Source organism: Mycobacterium heckeshornense, assembly GCF_016592155.1.
In the GTDB taxonomy this organism is placed as follows: Bacteria; Actinomycetota; Actinomycetes; order Mycobacteriales; family Mycobacteriaceae; genus Mycobacterium; species Mycobacterium heckeshornense.
The window spans coordinates 62,791-84,948 of the sequence record NZ_AP024237.1 but is presented as its reverse complement, the minus strand read 5'-3'; the positions used below and the strand labels follow the sequence as shown (position 1 = coordinate 84,948).

Genomic DNA, 22,158 nt, shown 5'->3' with positions numbered 1-22,158 from the left:
CGGTGTCCGTGCGGATGGACCCGCACCGGTTCGACGAACTGGTTTCCGACGCACTGGATGCCATTCCGGCGAAGCTGGCGGCCGTCATGGATAACGTCGTCGTTCTGGTCGCGGCCCGGCATCCCGACGACCCCGACCTGCTCGGCCTCTACCAGGGCGTGGCGTTGACCGAGCGGGACTCCAACTACGCCGGATCCCTGCCCGACACCATCACGATCTACCGCGATGCCCTGCTCGACGCCTGTGACAGCGACGACCAGGTTGTCGACGAGGTGAAGGTCACGGTGATCCACGAGATCGCCCACCACTTCGGGATCGACGATGATCGGCTACACGAACTGGGATGGGCTTAAATCACGATTCTCGGGCGTGGCGGCGACGGATTTGTCGGCCCACAGTGCTAAGAACGGCCCATGGACACCGGCTGCCGCGACTGCCAGGCTGGCTTGGATCACTGCCACGGCACCGTCATTCGTCATTGCCTGCGCCGATCGGAGTGCACCGAGGACGCGTGCACCAGCCCGGAGCTGATACCGCACGACTTCGTCGTGGACTGCGACGCCGTCGGCTGCGCATGTGGCGAACCGGCCGCGCTGGCCGTCTGACATCAGCCCATCGGGTCGGTGCTCGACCGTACCGCGTCGGTCACCGGGGTGGGCTTCGGCTCGGGGTAGAACGGCGGCGTCTGATCGGCCCAGCGCACGCAACTCCATCGCCCGTCGGTGATCGGGACCAGCACCACCGCCTCAGTGTTACCCAGATGATGGTCGACCACGAAGCTGCCGTCCACCCCCGCCAGCACCGCCGCGGCCAGCCGGATCGCCGCGCCGTGACTGACCACGACGATGTCGCCGGTCCAGTCGTCGCGGTCGAGGTAGCGCAGCCGCAGGTCGGTGAGCACTGGCAGGTAGCGGTCCAGCACTTGGTTGCCGGTCTCACCACCGGGTAGCGGCAAGTCGAGCTCGCCTTCGTGCCAGCGCTGGTAGATCGCGTTGAATTCGGCGACCGCTTCATCATCGCTGCGGTTTTCCAGCTCCCCGACCTGCACTTCGTGGATGCCCTCGACCTCGCGGGCCGGCATGCTCCATTCGGTGCTGATCACCGCGGCCGTCTCGGCCGCCCGGGCGGCCACCGAATGCATCAGCATCGCCGGTCGCGTCGCGCCGCTGCGCGCGAAATCCCGGGCCTGCTCGCGTCCCAACGGCGTCAGTCCGGCCCCGGGCGGCCGGGTGTCCAGCCGGCGCTCGAGGTTGCCGTAGGACTGGGCATGCCGCAGCAGGACTAGCCGACCACTCATCGGCCGGCGCCCCCGGCCAGTTCTGGTTTGCCCTCTCGCACCCGCGCCAGCCAGCGCGCCGCCTCGTCACCCTGGGGCGGCAGCGCCCCGGCGGGCGTGCCCGTCGGCCAGGAGCCCAGGTACCGCACGTCGGGGCATCGGCGGTGCAGTGCCTTGAGTGCTTCGGCGACCGCGCTGTCGTCGATGTGACCCACACAGTCCAGGAAGAACATGTATGTGCCCAATTCCGTTCGGGTGGGCCGGGATTCGATGCGGGTAAGGTCGATGTCCCGGATGCCGAGTTCGGTCAACGCGGACACCAGCGCGCCCGGCACGTTGTCGATGCGCAGCACCACCGAAGTCCGGTCGGCGCCGGTGCGTGGCGGCGGGGGGCCCGGCGGGCCGACCAAGACGAAGCGGGTGCGCGCGTTGGGCTCGTCGATGACATCCCCGGCAAGCACGGCCAAGTCGCGCTGCTCGGCGGCCAGCGCAGTACTGACCGCGGCGTCGGCGCGGCCGTCGGCAACCTGTTGCGCAGCGTCGGCATTGGAGTTCGCCGGCCGCAGTTCGGCGTCCGGCAGATGTGCGGCCAGCCAGTGGCGCACCTGCGCAGCGGCCACCGGGAAGGCCGCCAGCGTGCGGACCTCGGCGGCGCTGCGCCCGGGTTTCACGGCGATGCTGAACGCCACGTCGAGCGTCACCTCGGCGAACACCTGCAGCGGCGAGCCGATGGCCAAGCTGTCCAGGGTGGGTGCCACCGAGCCGTCGATCGAATTTTCGATCGGCACGCACGCGTAGCGGGCGGCGCCGTCCCGCACATGGTCGAGCGCAGCCGGTGGGCTGTCGACGGGCAACGGCTGCACGGACTCCGCGGTCTGGTCTGGAACCAGGCCGGCTGCCGTCATCTTGCGCAGCGCCGCTTCGGTGAACGTTCCCGGAGGACCGAGGTAAGCGATGCGGGCCACGTTCAAACCCTAATGGGAACCGATCAGCGCGCCGTTGACTAGGTAATGGCCTGGATCGGGGAGGCTGGTCACCGAGCCGCCGGTAGGTGAGCACTGGCTCACCCGGGAGTGTGTTCGTCGATTCCTAGCGATAGATCGTGCCCCTGCCGGTTGGTGAGGGTCGCCTGTAGCGCTGATGGGGTGTCGTGCCGTTCGAGCACTGAATCCATTAGGTCGCCGCCGGGTGTCCCTTGGGCTCAATGGGAAACAGCAAGACTTCGGACAAAGGAGGCGATTTCACTGATCTTCATTGGAGACGACTGGGCCGAAGACCACCACGACATTTACCTGATGAACACCGACGGCGCTCGGCTGGCCTCGCGGCGACTGCCCGAAGGACTGGCCGGTATCCGCGGGTTTCACGAGCTGGTGGCCACCCACGCTGAAGAACCCGGCCACGTCGTGGTCGGCATCGAAACCGACCGCGGCTTATGGGTCGAGGCGCTGACCGCGGCCGGCTACCAGGTGTATGCGGTCAACCCGCTCGCAGTGGCCCGCTACCGCGACCGCCACCACGTCTCCGGGGCGAAATCTGATGCCGGCGACGCCAAGCTGCTGGCCGATCTGGTGCGCACCGATCGGCACAATCACCGCATGGTCGCGGGTGACACCCCCATTGCCGAAGCGGTCAAGGTATTGGCACGCGGACACCAAAACCTGATCTGGGCCCGTATTCGACAGACCAACGCGCTGCGCAGCGCTTTGCGTGAGTATTACCCGGCGGCACTGGAGGCATTCGACGACCTGTCAGACCGTGATGCCCTTGCCATTTTGGGCCGCGCTCCAACTCCCGCTGAAGCCGCACATCTGAGCCTGTCAAAAATCCGTTCGGCCCTCAAAGCCGCTGGGCGCCAACGTAACCTCGACACCCGCGCCCAACAGATCGCAGCCCTGCTGCGCACCGAACAGCTCACCGCCCCCGCCGCGGTCACCGCAGCCTTCGGAGCGACCACCCGCGCCGCGGTGGGCATCATCGTCGAACTCAACTGCCAGATCGCCGAGCTCGAAACCGAACTGGCCGCACATTTTGAGAAACACCCGGACGCCGACATCTACCTCTCCCTGCCAGGACTCGGTGTTGTGCTCGGCGCCCGGGTGCTCGGTGAGTTCGGGGATGACCCGAACCGCTACACCGACGCCAAGTCTCGCAAGAACTACGCCGGAACGTCACCCTTGACCGTAGCCTCAGGCAAGAAACGCGCCGTGCTGGCCCGCCACGTTCGCAACCGCCGCCTGTATGACGCGATCGACCAATGGGCGTTCTGCGCCCTATCAACCAGCCCCGGCGCACGCTCCTACTACGACCATCGCCGCGCCGCAGGAGACCTGCACCACCAAGCACTACGCGCCCTGGGCAACCGCCTCGTCGGCATCCTCCACGGCTGCCTACGACACCGCACCATCTACAACGAACACAAGGCCTGGGCACACCGCCAAACCACCCACGACACCCAAGCCGCTTGACAACTTACGACCCTGGGATGTCTATCGGTTCGCGGGGCTTGCGCAGCCGCCCCAGGACTAGTTAAGTTAGGCTTACCTTATCTACAGGAGGCCTTCATGACCGCTGGCGGCGCCGCGCCGACCACCGCAGAGCGCATCCGCAGCACCTGCGCCCGCGCCGGAGGCGCGCTGCTGGCCATCGAGGGCGCCGAGCCGATCAGCACTCCCCTGCACCACCTCTTCGACGACGGATCCATTGCGGTCGCTGTTCCGGCGGCCGCCCCGGCTCGCGATGGCACCCAAGCCGTTGTGGAACTGGCCGACTATGCGCCGCTACCCCTGCGCGAACCGGTGCGTGCGCTGGTCTGGATGCGAGGACGCCTGCAACCCGTGCCACTCGCCGAGATACCTCCGCTGCTCGATCGGATCGCCGCCGAGCACCCCCATCCGGCGCTGCTGCAAATCCAGACGCCCGCGTCCCAACCGCCGCGGATCGACGACACCCGGTATGCATTGCTGCGGTTGCAGATCGAGTCGGTGGTGGTGACCGACGCCTCGGGGGCCGAGTCGGTCGAGGTGGCGGCCTTGCTGGCGGCCCGGCCGGACCCGTTTTGCGCGATGGAATCGTGCTGGCTGCGCCACCTGGACAGCGTCCATCGAGACGTCGTCGCCCGATTGGCGTCCAAACTTCCTGCGCCGCTTCGGCGCGGCGAGGTCCGGCCCTTGGGGCTGGATCGCTACGGCGTGCGCTTGCGTGTGGAGGCCGCGGACGGCGACCATGACGTGCGCCTGCCGTTCCGTGAGCCGGTCGACGACGTGACCGGCTTGAGCCAAGCCATCCGCCTGCTGATGGGTTGTCCGTTCGCCAACGGCCTGCGCGCCCGCCGGTACTGACCACCGGCTGCGGTTACCGTGTCGGGGTGAACTCGCCCCACAGTGAGCAGTTGCAGCGACGCGCGCTGGGTATCGAGGTCGTCGTGGTGCTGGGCGTCACGTTCGGGCTCAGCGCCGTCACCGCCGTGCTTGAACTCACCGATTCGGTGCTGCGTAATCTCGGCGCGCAGCGAATCCCGTTGAACCCTAAGCGGTCCTACTTCGACGTCATCGACCTGGGACTCAACGTAGCGGTCGCCGCGCAGTTGATCGCTTGGGGCGGACTGGGCTTATACCTGTTGTGGCGCAGCGGATTTAGCCCGACACAGATCGGGCTGTCCAGGTTTCGCTGCCAGGCCGACCTGGGCGGCGGCATCGGGCTGGCGGTGATGATCGGCGTGCCCGGTCTGGGGCTGTACCTGGCCGCGCGCACGCTGGGTCTCAATGCCTCGGTGGTTCCGTCGAGCCTGAGCGATACCTGGTGGCGTATCCCGATGCTGGTGACGTCCGCCTTCGCCAACGGCTGGGCCGAAGAGTTGCTGGTCGTCGGGTACCTGCTTACCCGGCTGCGGCAATTGGGTGTCGCGCCCCGCGTCGCGTTGGGCTGCTCGAGCCTGTTGCGCGGCGCCTACCACCTCTATCAGGGGTTCGGCGCGGGGCTGGGCAATTTCGCGATGGGGGTGGTGTTCGGGTATGTATGGCAGCGCACCCGCCGACTCTGGCCGCTGATCATCGCCCACGGCCTCATCGACACCACGGCGTACGTCGGATATGTGCTGCTCGCCCACCATCTCGGGTGGCTGCGGTGACGACGCGAAGGCTACCCCGGTGAACGGCGGGCGATCACCCGATCCGCGATGGCTCCCCCCCGGAGCCGGTCCCGGTGATCCGCCGCGCGCATCCGTACCGGCTGGGTCCGCCCGCGACACATCCGCAGCGTCCCGCGCGGGCCCGAGAGAGACCGCACCACCGGGACGCGTCGGCAAACCGGTGCGCGCATGGGGCCGGATCGTCGCGCTGACACTGCTGATCGGGGTGCTGCTGGCCGGCGCCGGCCTGATCGGCGCTGCGCTGTGGCTCGACACCTCGCTGCAGCGCACCGCGGCACTCACCGACTACCCGGGTCGGCCGGCGCCGGGCCGCGGGACCACTTGGCTGCTCGTCGGTTCCGATAGCCGCCAGGGGCTCACCGTCGAGCAGCAGCAAGCGCTGAGCACCGGCGGGGACATCGGCAACGGGCGCACCGACACCATCCTGCTGGTCCACGTCCCGGCGTTCGGGTCACGTTCTGCGACCACGGTGGTGTCGATCCCCCGCGATTCGTATCTGCCCATCCCCGGCTACGGCAGCGACAAGATCAACGCGGCATTCGCGATGGGTGGGCCGCCGCTGCTGGCCCAAACCGTCGAACAAGCCACCGGTCTGCGGCTGGATCACTACGTCGAGGTCGGATTCAGCGGCTTCGCCAGCCTGGTCGACGCCCTCGGCGGCGTCACCGTCTGCCCCAGCGCGGCGGTCGACGATCCGCTGGCCGGTATCGATATGCCGGCCGGATGCCACCGGGCCGACGGCCGCGCCGCGCTCGGCTACGTTCGCAGCCGGGCCACGCCGCGCGCCGACCTGGACCGGATGGTGCACCAGCGCGAGTTGCTGTCGACGCTGCTGCACCGTGCCGCCAGCCCGGCGGTGTGGCTTAATCCCTGGCGATGGTATGCGGTGCCGCGTGCGGCGGCCGGGGCGCTGACCGTCGACCAGGCCGGTCATGTGTGGGATCTGGGCCGGCTGGGCTGGGCGCTGCGGGGGTCGACCAGCACGCTGACCGTGCCGATCGGCGAGTTCACCGGCAGCGATTCGGGTTCAGTGGTGGTGTGGAATCACGATGCGGCCCGCCAGTTGTTTGACGCGCTGGCGTCCGACGCGCCGCTGCCCTCGACGGCAAGCGACACGCAGCCATAAATTGGGGAATAACGCGCATCGTATTTCCATTCAACATAGCCTTTCTTTACTTAGGAAAAGCTGGCCTTCGTGAGCATCACCTTGCATGACAATGGGCTTTGAGCTGCGTTAATGTGGCCTCATGAGCGACCTTGACATCCACCGGACAAAATTTCACGCGCTACTGCAGGAACAGATCTATAACGAATTCACCGCCGCCCAGCAATATGTTGCAATCGCGGTTTATTTCGACGGCGCTGATCTGCCGCAGCTGGCGAAACACTTTTATCTGCAGGCGGTCGAGGAGCGAAATCACGCAATGATGCTGGTGCAGTATCTGCTCGACCGCGACGCCGGCGTCGAGATACCCGGCACCGGGACGGTCCGCAATCGGTTTGACGCGCCGACGGACGCGCTGGCGCTGGCCCGTGACCAGGAGCGTGCCGTCTGCGAGCAGGTCAGCCGGCTAGCCGGCGCGGCCCGCGACGAAGGCGACTATTTCGGGGAGCAGTTCATGCAGTGGTTCCTTAACGAGCAGGTCGAAGAAGTGGCCCGGATGACCACGTTGCTGCGAATCGCCCGCCGTGCCGGAGGCGACCTCTTCGAGCTGGAGGACTTCGTGGCCCGCGAGGTGGCCGCGCCGTGCATGGATCCGGCGGCGCCCCCGATCGCCGGGGGAGCCCGCTAGTCGCGGCCCGCCCCGGTCAGTCCGTTTTGCAGCCACGCCTTGGCGCGGCCCGGGTAATGGGTGGCAATCCACGCCACCCCGACATCGCGGCAGAACTCGACGTCCTCGAAATGGTCAACGTTCCAGCAGTACAGCGCGCGGCCCTGGGCCGCGGCGCGGTCCACCAGATCGGGGTGCTCGCGCAGCGTCGCGATCGACGGCCCCACCGCGGTGGCGCCGACCGAGCTGGCCGTCGGGCCGCCCAGATACCGGTAGGCCCTGCTGAGCAGCACGGTGGGCAGCAGGGGTGCCGCCCGCCGAATCCGCCACAGCGCCATCGCCGAAAACGACATGATGACCGCGCGCGACCGGTCAGCCGACGCCGGAGTGGCGATGCCGAAGCGCTGCAACAGGGCCAGCACCTTGCTTTCCACCAGTGCGCCGTAGCGAACCGGGTGCTTGGTCTCGATGAAGATCTTGACCGGTCGGTTCCAGTCCAGAACCAGCGCGACCAGGGCATCCAACGTCAGCAGCCCCGTGTCGCCGTGGGTGCCGTCGGGTCGCCAACTGCCGTGCCACGCACCGTATTCCAGCTCGCGAAGCTGCGCCAACGTCATGGTGCTGACCAGTCCGACGCCAGTCGACGTCCGGTCCAGGCGCCGGTCGTGCACGCACACCAGATGACCGTCGCGGGTTAGCCGCACATCGCATTCGACCCCGTCGGCGCCCTCTTTGAGGGCGAGGTCATAGGCGGCCAGCGTGTGTTCGGGCCGGTCGGCCGAGGCGCCGCGGTGCGCCACCACGAAAGGATGCCCGGCGAGCACCTCGTCGGCCCACGTCATGAGACTATGCTGCCGGTTCCTGGCCCGCTAACTCAACAGGAGCGCTCGATGCGGCTGCGTGGGCCTGGTCGTCACCGACAACCACCCAGCGATAGGTGGGCCGCTCCACGGGCTTGCGCTCGAATCCCTCGAACACCTTCGCGATGGCGGCGACGGTTAGCGCCGCCAGCAGATAGGCGAACGCGGTCGTGAGGGTGTTGTTGGCGATGCCCTGTGCGTCGTGAGCGCGGCTGGTCGCGATGGCCCACATCGACACCGCAGTGCTGCCAACCCACACCGCCCACCACACCAAGATCGGCCGGCGCAGCCGGGCGTGGGTGTCTTCGACGTTCGCCAGTTCGATGACGTACACCGGTGCCCACGCTAAGTTGACCAGCGGCACCAGGCAGCCTGCCCACATCGTTTTTTCGGGCCGCGGATCGGGCCGGCGGCGATAGCCGTAGGCGGCGGCCCGCCGGGCTATCAACCACCGGACCAGCACCACAGCGCAAAAAACGACCGTGGCCAGGGCGGCCAGGCTGGCCAGAACCCCGAGCCAAAGTGCGGCCGCGGCCACGATCGGGTTCAATAGCGTGCTGCGGTTGATGACGAGCAGCACGTAGCGCACCAGGTGCACGAGTGCCGCGATGGCCAGCACCACGATGCTGGTCAACAGGGTGGCCCGCACCTTCGCGGCGGTGGGTCCTGACGGCGGCGGCGACGCCCGACCCGCGACGAGATCGGGGCGGTCCACCAGGCCCCATCGCGGCATGGCCGCATATCGCGGCGTCGGTCCCAGCGGCCGCCGCCGTGGTCGCGGCGGCGGCGGAGGGCCGGGACGCACCGCTATCCACCGGTAACCCGGCGGCAGCCGCGGCGGGGTGTGCGCTCCGGGCTGGCTGCTTGGATGCGCGCTCCATCGCAGGTCAGCGTGGGGCACCGGCGCGTGCAGCGTGCCGCGGCAGCGTGGACACCACACCCGTTGCCGATCGCGGACGTTCCAGCGGGTGCCGCAGCGGGAGCACACCTGGATCACGGCACTAGCTTAAGCACGTCGCGCCGCCGGCCCGGCGCTGCGGCGCGGGCGAGAGGCCGCCCATCCGCAGTCTCAGCTACCTACGGCTATCCACAGTTTCCACAGCCTTATCCACAGCCCGGCTTGGGCGGCGGCGTCGTTGACGTCGTGTCGATATGACGTACGTCCCGGCGAGTGTGGATAACGCTGTGGCATTGTGCCGCACCATCCAAAGCCTCTTGGCCCGCAGAGCGAAATCCCTCGCCGCGCTAAGCAACCCCCAGCCGGTTTAACCGCACACGGCGTCGCCGGACAAACACGCAGGTCAGCACCCTTTCAACGGGCCTGTTTTCCTGCCGCTGCCCCAGGCGTTATGATCGCGAGCACCACATCCGTTGTGACTCATTTCACTGGGGGCAGTTCAAGTGCAGGCCAGGTGCACACGATGACCACACAACCAGTCGGGCCGCGGTCGGCGGCTTCGTCGCCGCAGTGGTTTTCGGGCTCGCCGACGTGTAATCGCTCCTACGTTGTGGCCGGTGTGCGCGCCGGCTTGATCGCCTTGGTGTTGCTGGCGGTCCTGGCTTTTCTCGTTTTGGTCTGACATCGCGCCGATTCGCGCTCTCGCCAGCACTCCGAGCATCTTGGTTGCGGCGCGCGCGGTCATGGAGCAGGGTTGAACACGCTTAGGCCGCCACGTGGCGGGAACCCTGAACGCAGGGCGTCACAAGCAGATCATCGAAGATCAAGGAAGGAATCTTAAGTGGCTGAATACACCTTGCCCGATCTGGATTGGGACTACGGGGCGCTGGAGCCGCACATCTCGGGTCAAATCAACGAGCTTCACCACAGCAAACACCACGCGACGTATGTCAAAGGCGCCAACGACGCCCTCGCCAAGCTGGAGGAGGCGCGCGCCAAAGACGATCATTCCGCGATCGTGGGGCACGAGAAGGCCCTCGCCTTCAACCTGGCCGGCCATGTCAATCACTGCCTGTGGTGGAAGAACCTGTCCCCCAACGGCGGTGACAAGCCGACCGGCGAATTGGCCGCAGCCATCGACGACGCGTTCGGGTCGTTCGACAAGTTCCGTGCCCAGTTCACCGCGGCCGCCACGACCGTGCAGGGGTCGGGGTGGGCGGCACTCGGCTGGGACAGCCTGGGCAGCAAGCTCCTGGTGTTCCAGGTCTACGACCACCAGTCCAACTTCCCGCTCGGGATCGTCCCGCTGCTGGTGCTGGACATGTGGGAGCACGCCTTCTACCTGCAGTACAAGAATGTCAAGGCCGACTTCGCCAAAGCATTCTGGAACGTCGTCAACTGGGCGGATGTGCAGGAGCGGTATGCGGCCGCGACCTCGAAGACCAAGGGGCTGATTGCCGGCTGACCGCGGCGGGTCCGGCGCTTAGGTGCCGGTGCTGCGCCCGCGCATCGAGGCGAATCGAAGACGGGGCGTCGCGCCAAGCGCGCGGCGCCCCCGCCTTTGCCCGCCGCTGTTGACTAGCCGTGTCGGCTTGCAGGTGTTCGATCGCTGGCGCATGCTGGGCTCATCGACCCACCGACGTGTTGTTCCGAGTTGTCCGAGCGGAGGTATCGCGGAGGCTGAAATGGAAGCTGGGTCAGGCCGGGCCATCGAAGTTGCCCCCTTTCATTCCCATGGCTCCCTGAAGGGATTCGTGATCTCGGGTCGGTGGCCGGATTCGACGAAGGAGTGGGCCCAGTTTCTCATGGTGGCGGTCCGGGTGGCGTCGTTGCCTGGATTACTCTCCACCACAACTGTTTTCGGCGCTCGCGAAGAGCTCCCCGACTCTCCGCAGCCCGGCACCGTGGGTCTCGTGGTGGCCGAGGGGCCGGTGGTAGGTGAGTCTGCCGTCGCGCCAGGTCATTTCGCTGACCACCAACCGCCCGCACTCATGATGTTGCATCCGCCGTCGGAGACCACGCCGTCATTGCCGGAATGCACCGGGGCGGCGTCAGGCTGTGTGCTGTTGCCCGGACTGCCGTATCTCGGGTTGGAGCACCGGGCGGCCTGGGTCGAAGCAGAAGCCGACGGCACGGTGACGTCGATGGTCTCTCGCGTCGGGGTTGACCCGATCAGCCATCCTGACACCGCGATCCTCGCGATGCTTCTTGCCGCATAAGCGAATTCACGGCGCCAACTGCTCACACCACACCGCTGCCGGATACAGCACCGGCTAATCTGAAATGGACCACGCCCGAATCGGCAAATACGGGTTACCGAACTTGCCCCCGGTGCTGGCGAACCGGTGTCAGCGCCGCTAGCCTGAGATCGTCATCGAAGGGGAGTAGTCCTCAATCGCCCAGTCGACATACTGGCGAACAGCCCGGCTGGCGAACCGATCCAAGCGGACGGTGGGCGAGACCTTCGGCCCGGAGTTCGGCGGCCACTGAGGTCGCCGGCGACGCGTCGAAAGGTCACGACACATGGTCGCAGCCACGATCGTAAGCTTCTGGGTAATTTTCGTCGCCGAACTCGGCGACCGCTCACAGCTCATCACGATCACCTATTCGCTGCGCTACCGCTGGTGGCTGGTGCTGACCGGGGTGGCGATCGCCTCGACGTTGGTGCACGGGGTTTCGGTGGCGATCGGGCATTCGTTGGGCATGACGCTGCCGGCGCGGCCGATGGCCTTCGCATCGGCGATCGCCTTCTTGGTCTTCGCTGTGTGGACCTGGCGGGAGGCCAACACCGGCACCGACGGGGTTCCCCCGGTCCGCCAACCGCGGTTCGCGCTGCTCGCTGTCGTGTCGTCCATCGTGCTGGCGGAGCTGAGCGACAAGACCACGCTGGCGACGGTCACGCTGGCCAGCGATCACGACTGGGTGGGCGTCTGGATCGGCACCACGGCCGGCATGGTGGCGGCCAACGGTCTGGCCATCGTTGCGGGAGTCCTGCTGCATCGCCGCCTGCCGGAGCGGCTACTGCACCTCATGGCCGGCCTGCTGTTCCTGGCGTTCGGATTGTGGATGCTTCTCGATGGCGCCCTGGGTTGGCGTTGGGTGGCGGTCGCGGTGATCGGAGCGGTGGCGCTCGTGGCAACGACGGCCGCATTGCGTTCCATCCGCCGCCGGCGCCGGCTGGCCGACCCCCTCCGGTCATCGCAGGAGTCCCCGCGGACGCCCCGCTCAGCATCGACCGACGCGACGTCGGCCGCCCGCAGACCAACGCGCGAGGGCGGCCAAGCGCCCACATCGCGCCGCCGCGCACACTAGGCGCCGCCATCCGACAGCAAAGCGCCTTCTGGATCGCTCAACGCGGCCGGTTGGTTGCCGGGCGACCCGCCGAGTGGGCTGCGTGAAGACACCGGCCCGAGGCACTCGATGAGGCGGTCGCGTACCACGACATATTTTCCTTGGTGCATATGCACATACGCAACGGAAAACACGTGATGTCGTTTAGCGGCGCTGCCGAGCGTCGCCGCGGGCGTCGGTACTAATTCCGTGCGGGTTTGCACTTGGTTGTGGGCATAACTGTCGCTACGATGATCAGCAAATACGTGGATAGAGTCGTTGGTTCTTCAAACCCGCTGGAGGTCATATCGATGAGCACGACGTTTGCCGCTCGCCTGAACCGCCTGTTCGACACGGTCTATCCGCCCGGTCGCGGGCCGCACACCTCGGCCGAGGTGATCGCGGCACTCAAGGCAGAGGGCATCACGATGTCGGCTCCGTACCTTTCACAGCTACGCTCCGGCAACCGGACCAACCCCTCGGCCGCCACCATGGCCGCCCTGGCCAACTTCTTCCGCATCAAGCCCGCCTACTTCACCGACGACGAGTACTACGAAAAGCTCGACAAAGAGCTGTCGTGGTGGGCCGCCATGCGAAACGAGAACGTTCGCCGCATCGCAATGCGAGCCGCCGACCTCTCCCCCGAAGCCCAAGAAGACGTCGTGCAACGGGTTGAAGAGCTGCGCCGCAAAGAGCACCTCGACGCCTAAGCCCGCCGGGCGCTGCCCTGACGTAAGCACACCGGCCGACGCCGATTAGGGTTGGCACGGCGATCACGCACACGCACCGCGAACGGTCAACGAGATAGCGGGAGGGCGGCCGGGAATGGGCCTGTTCGGCAAGCGAAAGACCCGGGCAATTCGTCGTGCCGAGGCCCGCGCGATCAAGCAACGCGCCAAGCTGGACGCAAAACTTGCCGCGAAAAACGAAGCACGCCGCATCAAATCGGCTCAACGGGCGGAAGCCAAGGCGCTCAAGGCCCAGCTCAAAGCGCAGCGCGACAGCGACCGGGCGGCGCTCAAGGCCGCCGAAACCCAACTGAAGGCGGCGCGCGAGGGCAAATTGCTGTCACCGACGCGAATCCGGCGGGTGCTGACGGTGTCTCGCCTGCTTGCGCCGATCGTCGTGCCGCTGGTCTATCGGGCAGCCATGGCCGTGCGGGGGGCAATCGACCAGCGTCGCGCCGACCGGCTCGGGGTGCCGCTGGCCCAGATCGGTCGGTTCTCGGGACACGGCGCGCGGCTGTCGGCCCGTGTCGCCGGCGCTGAGCAAACGCTTCGCGCGGTCCATGACAAGAACCCCAAAGATGCTGAGACCAAACAGTTCGTCGCCGCGATCAGCGAACGGCTGAGCGATCTGTCCGCGGCTATCACCGCGGCGGAGAACATGCCCGCTGCGCGGCGTCGCGGCGCCCATGCGGCGATCGCCAAACAGCTCGACGGCATCGACGCCGACCTGATGGCCCGGCTCGGGGTAGGCTGACCGTCGATGCCCCGCCGTCACAGCTTGGCGATGCGTGTCGCGCTTGTAACCGTCAGCGCCGCAACGCTTTACGTCGGTGCAGTCGCCGGTGTCGCGCCCGCCTGGGCGCACGTTCACGCCACCAGCGACAACCCGGTGCGCGGCAGCATGGCCATCGTCACCTTCGAGGTGCCAAACGAATCCCCGACGGGTGCGCCCACCACTGCGCTTAGCGTCGCGCTGCCGGGCGTGGCCGCGGCGCGCACCGAAACCGTGCCGGGGTGGACGGCCAAACTCGAGCGGGACGCAGCGTCGGGCGTCGTGCGGTCGGTCACCTGGACCGCCGCCCCGAACGGCGGCATTCCCGCCGATCAGTTCGCGCTGTTTCGGATCTCGCTGAGACTGCCCGACAGCGACACCGTGGCCTTCCCGGCCACCCAGACCTACGCGGACGGGTCGGTCGTGAAATGGGATGAGCCGCCGCTGCCCGGTGGCGCCGAGCCGGAACGTCCCGCGCCCCGGCTGACCCTTGCCGCCGGGCCGGGTGGGCCGTTAGAGCACCACATGCCCGCAGCGGTCGCGCCGACGGACCCGGCCGCGCGGCAGGCCAACAGCTCAGCCGACAACACCGCTCGCCTGCTCGGCGGGTGCGCCCTGCTGGTCGCCGCGCTGGGCGTCGCCATCGCGCTGCTACGCCGGCGCGGGTAGGGCTGATGACCGGCGCAGCCCGCGCAGCGACCCTCGGTCTGCTCCTCGCCGCGACCATGTGGGCCGGTGCTGTCAACGGCGCGACCGTCGCCGCGCACGCCATCCGGGTGTCCGCGGATCCACCGGAAAATGCCGTGCTGACCACCGGCCCGCCACGAGTCAGCGCCACCTTCAACGAGCCGATCCAGACCAGCTTTGCGGCGATGACGGTGGTCGGCCCGGACGCAAACCTGTGGTCATCGGGCCAGCCGCAGGTGCAGGGCGCGGTCGTCAGCGTCGGCGTCCGGCCGCTGGGACCGGTTGGCACCTACACGGTGAACTACCGGGTGACGTCCGCGGACGGCCATGTGGTGTCGGGGTCGTGGGCGTTTCGGCTCACCGTGCCGGGCACCGGTGAGCCTGGACCCGCGGCATATTCCGGCGCTGGCCCCCCCGCGAGCGATCCCGGTCTGGCCGTTTGCGCTCGGCGCCGTCGTGCTGGTTGCCGGCGCGGCGTTGTGGGCAGCGCGGCGCCGCCGGTCGTGAGCGTTCCGCCGGCTGGCCTCCCCAGCCGTTTTCGGCCACCGGTGCTGGCATGATGGGGATTCGAGTGCTGGTGTACGCGACTGGCGAACGCGACGAGAATCTGCAAAGGAGCAGCCGCATGGCAGACCCGCAGGATCACCCAGAAGACGCGCCCGGCGCGGCACCGACACCGCCCGCACGGCCAGCCGCCGAGCCCGGACCGGCGGCGCCGGCCGACCGGAAGCCGCCGGGGGACCAGACGCCGGCCGTGAAGCCACCGCAGAAAGCGGCGAAGAAGACCGCCGTCAAGAAGGCGCCCGCCAAGGCCGCGAAAGACGTGAAGAAGGCCCCGAAAGCCGCCGCCAAGAAGGCGCCTGCAAAGAAATCGGCCGACAGGAAACCTCCCGCCAAGAAGGCGGCCCCCGCCAAGGCTGACCTGCCCGCCGCTCCGCGTGTCGAAACCAACGGCCAGCTTGCCGCGGGAGCCAAACAAGCTGCGGCGCAAGCTAAGTCGACAGTAGAAGCCGCCGACAACCCGGTTCCCCCCGGCAACCGCGCTGCCGTCGGCTGCCCGCTCCCCGGTGCCGCTGGTGGTCGCGGTCGCCATCGGCCTGATCACGCTGCTGCTGATCCGACAGCTGCGACGCCGCTGAACCGGTGGCCGTGACATTCCGGCCCACCGCCGACCTGGTCGACGACATCGGCGACGCCGTGCGCAGTTGTGACATCCAGTTTTACCAGTTCGGGGGCCGTCGCCAGTTCGCCGGACCGATCAGCACCGTGCGCTGTTTCCAGGACAACGCTCTGGTGAAAGCGGTGCTCTCCGAACCCGGCCACGGCGCAGTGCTGGTGATCGACGGCGCCGGTTCGTTGCATACCGCACTGGTCGGCGATGTCATCGCCGAGCTGGCCCGCTGCAACGGCTGGGCCGGGCTCGTCGTGCACGGCGCGGTACGCGACGCCGCCAGGCTGCGCGACATCGACATCGGGATCAAGGCGCTCGGCACCAATCCGCGCAAGAGCGCCAAAACCGGCGCCGGTGAGCGCGATGTCGCGATCGACCTGGGCGGGGTGACGTTCGTGCCCGGCGACATCCTCTACAGCGACGACGACGGAATCGTCGTCACCTGACCCGCGGGAGCGCCGTGGGCTAGGCGGCCACCGCGACCCGGTGCCTGCGGAAATCCAGGGCCTCGTCGTCGACTCGGCCGCGCCGCAGTAAGCGCAGGTCCAGCAGGTAGTTCTGCTTGAGCCGCCACGGGATTCGGGAACCGGCTTTCGGCAGGTAGTCCAGTGCCCGCAGCACGTAACCCGGGGTGAAATCCAGCAGTGGGCGCTCGTCTACCGAGTTTCCGGGGTGTTGTGGCACCACCGTGTCAAAGTCGTTGGCATCCATGTAGTTGAGCAACCGGCAGACGAACTCCGAAACCAGGTCGGCCTTGAGCGTCCACGACGCATTGGTGTAGCCGATGGTAAATGCCATGTTCGGCACGTCGGTCAGCATCATGCCCTTGTAGGCCATCGTCTCGTTGAGTTCGACCGGGATACCGTTGCGCCGGATCTGGGCACCACCGAACAGCTGCAGGTTCAAACCTGTCGCGGTGATGATGATGTCGGCTTGCAGTTCGTCACCCGAGCTCAGCCTGATCCCGGTCGTGGTGAACCGGTCGATGGTATCGGTAACGACGTCGGCCTGTCCGTGCCGGATGGCGCGGAACAGATCCCCGTTGGGCGCCAAGCATAAACGCTGATCCCATACCTTGTAGCGTGGGCCGAAATGCTTTTCGACGTCGTAGCCCTCGGGCAGACGCCGTTTTGCCATCGTCATCAGCATCTTGCGCATGTAGTTGGGGAAGCGCCGGGAAAGCTGATACTGCAGCGTGCTGAACGCGATCGCCTTCCATCGGTTGGCGACGTGCGCCGCCTTGTCCGGCAGCAGCCGGTTGGCCCGCTCGGCGAACGGGTCCACTTCGGGCAGCGACCCGATGTATGTCGGCGAGCGCTGCAACATGGTCACGTGCCCGGCACCCGAATTCACCAGGGCTGGAATGAGAGTCACCGCCGTAGCGCCCGATCCGATGACGACGATCTTCTTGCCCCTGTAGTCCAGATCCTCCGGCCAGTGCTGCGGGTGGACGATGGTGCCGGCGAAATCCTGCGAGCCCTCGAACTTGGGCGAATAGCCCTCGTCGTAGTTGTAGTAGCCGCTGCACGCGAACAGGAATGTGCAGCTGATCTGGCTGCGCCCGCCGTCGTTGTCGACGGTGAGCGTCCAGCGGTTGTCGGCGTCGGACCAATCGGCGGCCACTACTCGGTGGCGATAACGAATGCGCCGGTCGATACCGTTTTCCGCCGCGGCCTCCTTGAGGTAGGCCTTGATCGACGCGCCATCGGCGATCGATTTCGCCGAACGCCACGGCTTGAACCGGAAGCCCAGCGTGAACATGTCCGAGTCGGAGCGGATGCCCGGATATTTGAACAGGTCCCAGGTGCCGCCGAGGTCGTCGCGGCGCTCGAGGATGGTGTAGCTCTTAGCCGGGCAACGGTTCTGCAGGTGCCATGCCGCGCTGATGCCGGAAATGCCGGCTCCGACGATGACCACGTCGAGGTGCTCAGTCATGGGACCAACGGTATCAACACAGTGTCGAGTTCGTCAACACAGTGTTGAATTCGTCGACACCGTGTAAAGTAGCAGCCGTGACGACCGTCAGCCCCGCCCGCACCTCCCATGGCCGACGTTCGGCGCGCCCGTCGGGCGACGACCGTGAGCTCGCGATCCTGACCACCGCCGAACGGCTGCTGGAGCAGCGCCCGCTCGCCGAGATCTCGGTGGACGACCTGGCGAAGGGCGCCGGGCTGTCGAGGCCGACCTTTTACTTCTATTTCCCCTCCAAGGACGCGGTACTGCTCACCTTGTTCGAGCGGGTGATCGTCGAGGCCGACTCCGCGCTGGAACGCATGGTCGCCAATCCCCCGGCCGACACAAAGGCTCTGTGGCGCACCGGTATCAACGTTTTCGTCGAAACGTTCAGCGCGCACCGCGCGGTTTCTCTTGCCGCCGATGCCGCCCGCACCAACGACGATGTCCGCGAACTCTGGTCGCGGTTTATGCAGAAGTGGGTCGCCCATGCCGCGACGGTGATCGAAGCCGAACGCGCCCGCGGTGCGGCGCCGGCGACCCTGCCGGCTCACGACCTGTCCGCGGCGCTGAACCTGCTCAACGAGAAGGTGATGTTGGCGTCGTTCGCGCACGCGCGTCCGTCAGTGCCCAACGAGCATCTGCTCGACACGCTGGTGCACATCTGGGTCACCAGCATCTACGGCGAACCGAGTTAACCCGTCGCCCGGATATGCGAACATATGTTCGTGCGGGCCTCTGCCGGTCGCCAGCCGTCCATCTTGCACGCCGACCTGGACTCGTTCTACGCGTCGGTCGAACAACGCGACGAACCGGCTCTGCGCGGCCGGCCGGTGATCGTCGGCGCCGGGGTGGTGCTGGCCGCCAGCTACGAGGCCAAGGCCTATGGCGTGCGCCCGGCGATGAGCGGAGCCCAAGCGCGACAGCTGTGTCCCCATGCCGTGGTGATGCCGCCCCGGATCAGCGCCTACCTGCGGGCCAGCGACGCGGTGTTCGAGGTATTCCGCGACACCACGCCGCTGGTGGAGGCGGTCTCGGTGGACGAGGCGTTCCTCGACGTGAGCGGGCTGCGCCGAGTATCCGGTGCGCCGGTCCAGATTGCCGCGCGGTTGCGCGCTGACGTGCGCGACCGCGTCGGCCTGCCCATCACCGTCGGTGTTGCCCGAACGAAGTTCCTCGCCAAAGTGGCCAGCCAGCAAGCCAAGCCGAACGGCCTGCTGGTGGTGCCACCGGACCGGGAGCTGGCATTCCTGCATCCGCTGCCGGTGCGTCGACTGTGGGGTGTGGGCGCCAAGACCGCCGACAAGCTCCACGCACACGGCATCGAAACCGTCGCCGACGTGGCCGAGCTCAGCGAGTCCATGCTGGCCTCGCTGGTGGGCCAGGCGATGGACTACCGGCTGTATGCGCTGTCGCGCAACATCGACCGGCGCCGGGTCAGCACCGCCGTACGTCGCCGATCGGTGGGCGCCCAGCGTGCGCTCGGTCGCGCGGGGCCCAGCATGTCGGACGCCGAGATCGACGCCGTGGTGATCAGCCTGGTCGACCGGATTGCCACCCGCATGCGCACGGCCGGGCGCAGCGGCCGCACCGTCGTGCTGCGGCTGAGGTTCGCCGACTTCAGCCGCGCGACACGGTCGCGGACCTTGCCGTGGCCGACGTCGTCGACCCAGACCATCCTCGCCGCCGCCCGGCAGCTGGTCGCATCCGCCGGTCCGCTCATTGCCGAGCGGGGACTGACGCTGCTCGGCTGCGCGGTCTCGGGTATCGACCGCAGCGGCGCCGAGCAATTGACGCTGCCTTTCACCGCGGACGAGCTGCGGCCGTTGGCCATCGACGCCGCCGTCGACGGGGTGCGGCGACGCTTCGGCAAGTCGGCGCTGACCCGCGCGGTGCAACTCGGCCGCGACCCCGGTATTGAGATGCCGCACCTGCCGGACTGATTTCCTACCCGCCGAATGGCCGGTTCATAGCGCGAGTTGCCCACGGACCTAACATAATTGGCCACTCGGCGGCACGACGCCTCACGCCGTCGTCCAGGCGAGCAGGTTATCCACCGGCCAGGTGTTGACGATCCGCTCGGTCGGCACGCCGGCGTCCAGAGCGCGTTGTGCACCGTAGCCGAGGAAGTCGAGTTGGCCGGGGGCGTGAGCGTCGGTGTCGATGCTGAAATTGCAGCCGATCTTGAGCGCGAGGTCGATCAAGCGCCGCGGCGGATCGCGGCGTTCAGGCCGGGAGTTGATCTCCACCGCGGTGCCGTGGTCGCGGCAGGCGGCGAAAACCGTTGCGGCGTCGAACTTGGATTCGGGGCGGATACCGCGATTGCCCGCCACCAGCCGGCCGGTGCAGTGCCCGAGCACGTCGACGTGGACGTTGGACACCGCGCGCACCATCCGCCGGGTCATGGCCTGCGCATCCATGGACAGTTTCGAGTGCACACTGGCCACCACGACGTCGAGGCGCTCCAGCAGTTCGGGGTCCTGGTCGAGGCTGCCGTCGTCGAGGATGTCCACCTCGATCCCGGCCAGGATCCGCATGGGCGCGAACCGTTCGCGCAGCCCCTCGATCACCTCCAGTTGTTCGCGCAGCCGCTGCGGCGAGAGTCCGTTGGCGATCGTCAGCCGCGGGGAGTGGTCGGTCACCGCGCAGTATTCATGGCCGAGCGCGGCGGCGGTCGCCATCATCTCCTCGATGGGCGCCGAGCCGTCCGACCAATTCGAGTGCAGGTGCAAATCCCCGCGCAGCGCTGCGCGTAGTTCACCGCCGCCGAGATCCCCTGCAGCGGAGCGTAATTCGACCAACAGGTCGGGCTCCCGTCCGGACCAGGCCTGGTCGATCACTTTCGCGGTTTTAGGCCCGATCCCCGGCAACGACTGCCAGCTCTTGGCCTGACCGTGCCGTTCGCGCTCGGCATCGTCTAGCGCCTCGACGACGTCGGCGGCGTTGCGGTAGGCCATCACTCGGCGGGGGTCTTCGCGGGCACGATCCTTGTAGTAGGCGATCTGTCGCAGCGCGGCCACCGGATCCATAACCCAAGTCTGCCTGTCGTCAACCAGTGATGAATTGGCCGGCGATGAACCCCGCCAAGATGACCGCGAACCCACCGATCTCACCGGCGATGAGCGACGCCATCTCCAGTTGCAGCCTGCGGTCGGCATGTTCGAATTGATTGGTGGTGTCACGGCGCAAGCCGTGGTCGATGTAGCTGGCGATGGCCGCAACGAAGAAGAACACCACCACCATCGCCGCGGTGAGATTAACCCACGTCGGCCAGGCGCTGAGTTCGACGAAAACCGCGACCAATAGCGTCGCAAACGCATAGAGCAGCGCCGCGCGGTGCGCGATGTCAACGTAGGGATGCGCCCGGTGGTCGGCGGCAACCATAATCTGTCGGTACTTCCAGACACCGAGGACAAGCGCGAGTAGAAAGATCAGCCCCGCCGACAGCAGGGTGATTTTGGTGTCGATGCCCAGACCCATGGTCCGGGCGAGTCTAGTTGGCCGTGCACCGATGTCGACCGCGGCCCCACTAGGCTCGTGGAATGCGATTCGCGTTCAAGACATCTCCGCAGAACACCACCTGGGCTGACATGTTGGCTGTCTGGAAGGCCGCCGACCACATCGACGTCTACGAATCCGGGTGGACCTTCGACCACTTCTATCCGATCTTCTCCGATTCCACCGGCCCCTGCCTGGAAGGTTGGACCACACTGACCGCGCTGGCTGCGGCCACCACCCGGCTGCGCCTGGGCGTGTTGGTGACCGGCATCCACTACCGCCACCCCGCGGTGCTGGCCAACATGGCCGCGGCGCTCGACATCATCTCCGACGGCCGACTCGAGTTGGGCATCGGTGCTGGCTGGAACGAAGAGGAATCGGGTGCCTACGGCATCGAACTGGGCAGCATCAAGGACCGCCTCGACCGCTTCGAGGAAGCCTGCCAGGTACTGACCAGTCTGCTCAGCCAGGAGACGACCGACTTCGACGGCAAGTACTACCGACTCAAGGCCGCCCGCAACGAGCCCAAAGGGCCGCAGCGTCCCCACCCGCCGATCTGCATCGGCGGCAGCGGCGAAAAACGCACACTGCGCATCACCGCCCGCTACGCCCAGCACTGGAACTTCGTCGGCGGCCCCGCCACGGAATTCGCCCGCAAGCGCGACGTGCTGGCCGCGCACTGCGCAGACGTCGGCCGCGATCCGAGGGAGATCATGCTCTCCGCCCACCTGATGCTGGGGCCGGACCGCAATTATGCGCAGGTGATCGAGAACGCAGCCGCGCTGGCGGCCGAGGGTCTGGATCTGGGCATCGTGAACATCGCGCCGCCGCACGACCCGCGGGTGCTAGAGCCGCTGGCCGACGCGATCCGAGACTCGGGGCTGTAGGTCTCGGTGCGCACAACGCCCGATCACGACTTGATAACACCCAGCAAACGCATCGCGGTGCCAGTCGCATGAGCGCGGCCGCGGCTACACGCCGAAGCGCAACAGTTCCTCGGCGGTTACCAGGCGTTCGTGCTTGGCCGGAAATTCACGACTCTTCACCGGGTGCCGGAACCATG

At 67.3% G+C, this 22,158-nt stretch carries 25 protein-coding genes and 2 pseudogenes; 20 read left to right on the top strand and 7 right to left on the bottom strand.

Annotated features, from left to right (window positions below):
* Nucleotides 1-2 precede the first annotated feature (2 nt).
* Together MHEC_RS00410 and MHEC_RS00405 are read left to right on the top strand one after the other, a co-directional pair.
* Nucleotides 3-353 carry a metallopeptidase family protein gene (locus MHEC_RS00410; protein ID WP_048893866.1) on the top strand — a complete coding sequence of 117 codons (351 nt, stop codon included), beginning with the start codon at nucleotides 3-5 and terminating at the stop codon, nucleotides 351-353.
* Nucleotides 354-413: 60 nt separating this feature from the next.
* Nucleotides 414-605 (top strand): hypothetical protein, encoded by a 192-nt coding sequence (locus tag MHEC_RS00405; RefSeq protein WP_048893863.1) that lies wholly within the window; start codon nucleotides 414-416, stop codon nucleotides 603-605.
* A 2-nt stretch (nucleotides 606-607) separates the two neighbouring features.
* On the opposite strand, the gene MHEC_RS00400 is transcribed toward MHEC_RS00405, so the two are convergent.
* Together MHEC_RS00400 and pheA are read right to left on the bottom strand one after the other, a co-directional pair.
* On the bottom strand, nucleotides 608-1,297 hold the full coding sequence (locus tag MHEC_RS00400; protein WP_048893864.1) for a histidine phosphatase family protein: 690 nt from the start codon (nucleotides 1,295-1,297) through the stop codon (nucleotides 608-610).
* Complete coding sequence (pheA, locus tag MHEC_RS00395; protein ID WP_048893865.1) at nucleotides 1,294-2,241, bottom strand: prephenate dehydratase; 948 nt, start codon at nucleotides 2,239-2,241, stop codon at nucleotides 1,294-1,296. Before pheA ends, MHEC_RS00400 begins: the two co-directional genes overlap by 4 nt.
* A gap of 279 nt (nucleotides 2,242-2,520) precedes the next feature.
* On the opposite strand from pheA, the gene MHEC_RS00390 reads away from it, so the two are divergent.
* From MHEC_RS00390 to MHEC_RS00370, 5 genes are all read left to right on the top strand, one after another.
* Entirely contained in the window at nucleotides 2,521-3,744 is a 1,224-nt protein-coding gene (locus MHEC_RS00390) for an IS110 family RNA-guided transposase (protein WP_048893892.1), read from the top strand.
* A 96-nt stretch (nucleotides 3,745-3,840) separates the two neighbouring features.
* Nucleotides 3,841-4,617 (top strand): DUF2470 domain-containing protein, encoded by a 777-nt coding sequence (locus tag MHEC_RS00385; protein ID WP_048892643.1) that lies wholly within the window; start codon nucleotides 3,841-3,843, stop codon nucleotides 4,615-4,617.
* Between the two features lie 26 nt (nucleotides 4,618-4,643).
* Nucleotides 4,644-5,405 carry a CPBP family intramembrane glutamic endopeptidase gene (locus MHEC_RS00380; protein ID WP_048892642.1) on the top strand — a complete coding sequence of 254 codons (762 nt, stop codon included), beginning with the start codon at nucleotides 4,644-4,646 and terminating at the stop codon, nucleotides 5,403-5,405.
* A 181-nt stretch (nucleotides 5,406-5,586) separates the two neighbouring features.
* Nucleotides 5,587-6,552, top strand: a complete 966-nt coding sequence (locus MHEC_RS00375) for an LCP family protein (RefSeq protein WP_236591462.1) — start codon at nucleotides 5,587-5,589, stop codon at nucleotides 6,550-6,552.
* A gap of 121 nt (nucleotides 6,553-6,673) precedes the next feature.
* Entirely contained in the window at nucleotides 6,674-7,219 is a 546-nt protein-coding gene (locus tag MHEC_RS00370) for a ferritin (protein WP_048892641.1), read from the top strand.
* Here the strand turns inward: MHEC_RS00370 and MHEC_RS00365 are convergent.
* Both MHEC_RS00365 and MHEC_RS00360 read right to left on the bottom strand, forming a co-directional pair.
* Nucleotides 7,216-8,040 (bottom strand): glycerophosphodiester phosphodiesterase, encoded by an 825-nt coding sequence (locus MHEC_RS00365; RefSeq protein WP_048892640.1) that lies wholly within the window; start codon nucleotides 8,038-8,040, stop codon nucleotides 7,216-7,218. The genes MHEC_RS00370 and MHEC_RS00365 overlap by 4 nt on opposite strands.
* 4 nt (nucleotides 8,041-8,044) lie before the next feature.
* Nucleotides 8,045-9,055 carry a DUF4328 domain-containing protein gene (locus MHEC_RS00360; protein WP_071700279.1) on the bottom strand — a complete coding sequence of 337 codons (1,011 nt, stop codon included), beginning with the start codon at nucleotides 9,053-9,055 and terminating at the stop codon, nucleotides 8,045-8,047.
* A 424-nt stretch (nucleotides 9,056-9,479) separates the two neighbouring features.
* Between MHEC_RS00360 and MHEC_RS00355 the strand changes: the two genes are divergently transcribed.
* From MHEC_RS00355 to rraA, 10 genes and pseudogenes are all read left to right on the top strand, one after another.
* Nucleotides 9,480-9,638 carry a hypothetical protein gene (locus MHEC_RS00355; RefSeq protein ID WP_162838789.1) on the top strand — a complete coding sequence of 53 codons (159 nt, stop codon included), beginning with the start codon at nucleotides 9,480-9,482 and terminating at the stop codon, nucleotides 9,636-9,638.
* A 159-nt stretch (nucleotides 9,639-9,797) separates the two neighbouring features.
* Nucleotides 9,798-10,421 (top strand): superoxide dismutase, encoded by a 624-nt coding sequence (locus tag MHEC_RS00350; protein WP_048892639.1) that lies wholly within the window; start codon nucleotides 9,798-9,800, stop codon nucleotides 10,419-10,421.
* A 220-nt stretch (nucleotides 10,422-10,641) separates the two neighbouring features.
* Nucleotides 10,642-11,175 carry a hypothetical protein gene (locus MHEC_RS00345; RefSeq protein ID WP_048892638.1) on the top strand — a complete coding sequence of 178 codons (534 nt, stop codon included), beginning with the start codon at nucleotides 10,642-10,644 and terminating at the stop codon, nucleotides 11,173-11,175.
* Between the two features lie 304 nt (nucleotides 11,176-11,479).
* Nucleotides 11,480-12,268: a TMEM165/GDT1 family protein gene (locus MHEC_RS00340; protein ID WP_082169968.1), complete on the top strand. Its 789-nt coding sequence runs from the start codon at nucleotides 11,480-11,482 to the stop codon at nucleotides 12,266-12,268.
* 329 nt (nucleotides 12,269-12,597) lie between these two features.
* The gene (locus MHEC_RS00335; RefSeq protein ID WP_048892652.1) at nucleotides 12,598-12,996 is read left to right on the top strand and encodes a helix-turn-helix domain-containing protein; all 399 of its coding nucleotides are present in this window, start codon (nucleotides 12,598-12,600) and stop codon (nucleotides 12,994-12,996) included.
* Between the two features lie 115 nt (nucleotides 12,997-13,111).
* Nucleotides 13,112-13,768, top strand: a complete 657-nt coding sequence (locus MHEC_RS00330) for a DUF6474 family protein (protein WP_048892637.1) — start codon at nucleotides 13,112-13,114, stop codon at nucleotides 13,766-13,768.
* Nucleotides 13,769-13,774: 6 nt separating this feature from the next.
* The gene (locus tag MHEC_RS00325; protein ID WP_048892636.1) at nucleotides 13,775-14,455 is read left to right on the top strand and encodes a YcnI family copper-binding membrane protein; all 681 of its coding nucleotides are present in this window, start codon (nucleotides 13,775-13,777) and stop codon (nucleotides 14,453-14,455) included.
* Nucleotides 14,456-14,511: 56 nt separating this feature from the next.
* Nucleotides 14,512-14,980: pseudogene (locus tag MHEC_RS00320) on the top strand (copper resistance CopC family protein).
* A gap of 118 nt (nucleotides 14,981-15,098) precedes the next feature.
* Nucleotides 15,099-15,612 (top strand): annotated as a pseudogene (locus MHEC_RS00315) (Rv3852 family protein).
* A gap of 4 nt (nucleotides 15,613-15,616) precedes the next feature.
* Nucleotides 15,617-16,090 carry a ribonuclease E activity regulator RraA gene (gene rraA / locus MHEC_RS00310; RefSeq protein WP_048892635.1) on the top strand — a complete coding sequence of 158 codons (474 nt, stop codon included), beginning with the start codon at nucleotides 15,617-15,619 and terminating at the stop codon, nucleotides 16,088-16,090.
* Nucleotides 16,091-16,109: 19 nt separating this feature from the next.
* Here rraA and MHEC_RS00305 read toward each other — a convergent pair whose 3' ends face one another.
* Nucleotides 16,110-17,579: a flavin-containing monooxygenase gene (locus tag MHEC_RS00305; protein WP_048892634.1), complete on the bottom strand. Its 1,470-nt coding sequence runs from the start codon at nucleotides 17,577-17,579 to the stop codon at nucleotides 16,110-16,112.
* Nucleotides 17,580-17,656: 77 nt separating this feature from the next.
* Here MHEC_RS00305 and MHEC_RS00300 point away from each other — a divergent pair, with 77 nt between their 5' ends.
* Together MHEC_RS00300 and dinB are read left to right on the top strand one after the other, a co-directional pair.
* Nucleotides 17,657-18,295 (top strand): TetR/AcrR family transcriptional regulator, encoded by a 639-nt coding sequence (locus MHEC_RS00300; protein WP_048892633.1) that lies wholly within the window; start codon nucleotides 17,657-17,659, stop codon nucleotides 18,293-18,295.
* A gap of 24 nt (nucleotides 18,296-18,319) precedes the next feature.
* On the top strand, nucleotides 18,320-19,540 hold the full coding sequence (gene dinB, locus MHEC_RS00295; protein WP_048892632.1) for a DNA polymerase IV: 1,221 nt from the start codon (nucleotides 18,320-18,322) through the stop codon (nucleotides 19,538-19,540).
* Nucleotides 19,541-19,621: 81 nt separating this feature from the next.
* On the opposite strand, the gene MHEC_RS00290 is transcribed toward dinB, so the two are convergent.
* Both MHEC_RS00290 and MHEC_RS00285 read right to left on the bottom strand, forming a co-directional pair.
* The gene (locus MHEC_RS00290) at nucleotides 19,622-20,626 is read right to left on the bottom strand and encodes a PHP domain-containing protein (protein WP_048892631.1); all 1,005 of its coding nucleotides are present in this window, start codon (nucleotides 20,624-20,626) and stop codon (nucleotides 19,622-19,624) included.
* A 19-nt stretch (nucleotides 20,627-20,645) separates the two neighbouring features.
* Nucleotides 20,646-21,077: a hypothetical protein gene (locus MHEC_RS00285; protein ID WP_048892630.1), complete on the bottom strand. Its 432-nt coding sequence runs from the start codon at nucleotides 21,075-21,077 to the stop codon at nucleotides 20,646-20,648.
* A gap of 62 nt (nucleotides 21,078-21,139) precedes the next feature.
* On the opposite strand from MHEC_RS00285, the gene MHEC_RS00280 reads away from it, so the two are divergent.
* Nucleotides 21,140-21,982: an LLM class F420-dependent oxidoreductase gene (locus MHEC_RS00280; protein WP_048892629.1), complete on the top strand. Its 843-nt coding sequence runs from the start codon at nucleotides 21,140-21,142 to the stop codon at nucleotides 21,980-21,982.
* Nucleotides 21,983-22,158 lie beyond the last annotated feature (176 nt).

Coding starts and splice junctions, on each gene's coding strand:
- MHEC_RS00405 (WP_048893863.1), top strand. CDS start 414: ATGGACACCGGCTGCCGCGACTGCCAGGCTGGCTTGGATCACTGCCAC.
- MHEC_RS00400 (WP_048893864.1), bottom strand. CDS start 1,297: ATGAGTGGTCGGCTAGTCCTGCTGCGGCATGCCCAGTCCTACGGCAAC.
- MHEC_RS00385 (WP_048892643.1), top strand. CDS start 3,841: ATGACCGCTGGCGGCGCCGCGCCGACCACCGCAGAGCGCATCCGCAGC.
- MHEC_RS00370 (WP_048892641.1), top strand. CDS start 6,674: ATGAGCGACCTTGACATCCACCGGACAAAATTTCACGCGCTACTGCAG.
- MHEC_RS00365 (WP_048892640.1), bottom strand. CDS start 8,040: ATGACGTGGGCCGACGAGGTGCTCGCCGGGCATCCTTTCGTGGTGGCG.
- MHEC_RS00355 (WP_162838789.1), top strand. CDS start 9,480: ATGACCACACAACCAGTCGGGCCGCGGTCGGCGGCTTCGTCGCCGCAG.
- MHEC_RS00345 (WP_048892638.1), top strand. CDS start 10,642: ATGGAAGCTGGGTCAGGCCGGGCCATCGAAGTTGCCCCCTTTCATTCC.
- MHEC_RS00340 (WP_082169968.1), top strand. CDS start 11,480: ATGGTCGCAGCCACGATCGTAAGCTTCTGGGTAATTTTCGTCGCCGAA.
- MHEC_RS00335 (WP_048892652.1), top strand. CDS start 12,598: ATGAGCACGACGTTTGCCGCTCGCCTGAACCGCCTGTTCGACACGGTC.
- MHEC_RS00330 (WP_048892637.1), top strand. CDS start 13,112: ATGGGCCTGTTCGGCAAGCGAAAGACCCGGGCAATTCGTCGTGCCGAG.
- MHEC_RS00325 (WP_048892636.1), top strand. CDS start 13,775: ATGCCCCGCCGTCACAGCTTGGCGATGCGTGTCGCGCTTGTAACCGTC.
- MHEC_RS00305 (WP_048892634.1), bottom strand. CDS start 17,579: ATGACTGAGCACCTCGACGTGGTCATCGTCGGAGCCGGCATTTCCGGC.
- dinB (WP_048892632.1), top strand. CDS start 18,320: ATGTTCGTGCGGGCCTCTGCCGGTCGCCAGCCGTCCATCTTGCACGCC.
- MHEC_RS00290 (WP_048892631.1), bottom strand. CDS start 20,626: ATGGATCCGGTGGCCGCGCTGCGACAGATCGCCTACTACAAGGATCGT.
- MHEC_RS00285 (WP_048892630.1), bottom strand. CDS start 21,077: ATGGGTCTGGGCATCGACACCAAAATCACCCTGCTGTCGGCGGGGCTG.
- MHEC_RS00280 (WP_048892629.1), top strand. CDS start 21,140: ATGCGATTCGCGTTCAAGACATCTCCGCAGAACACCACCTGGGCTGAC.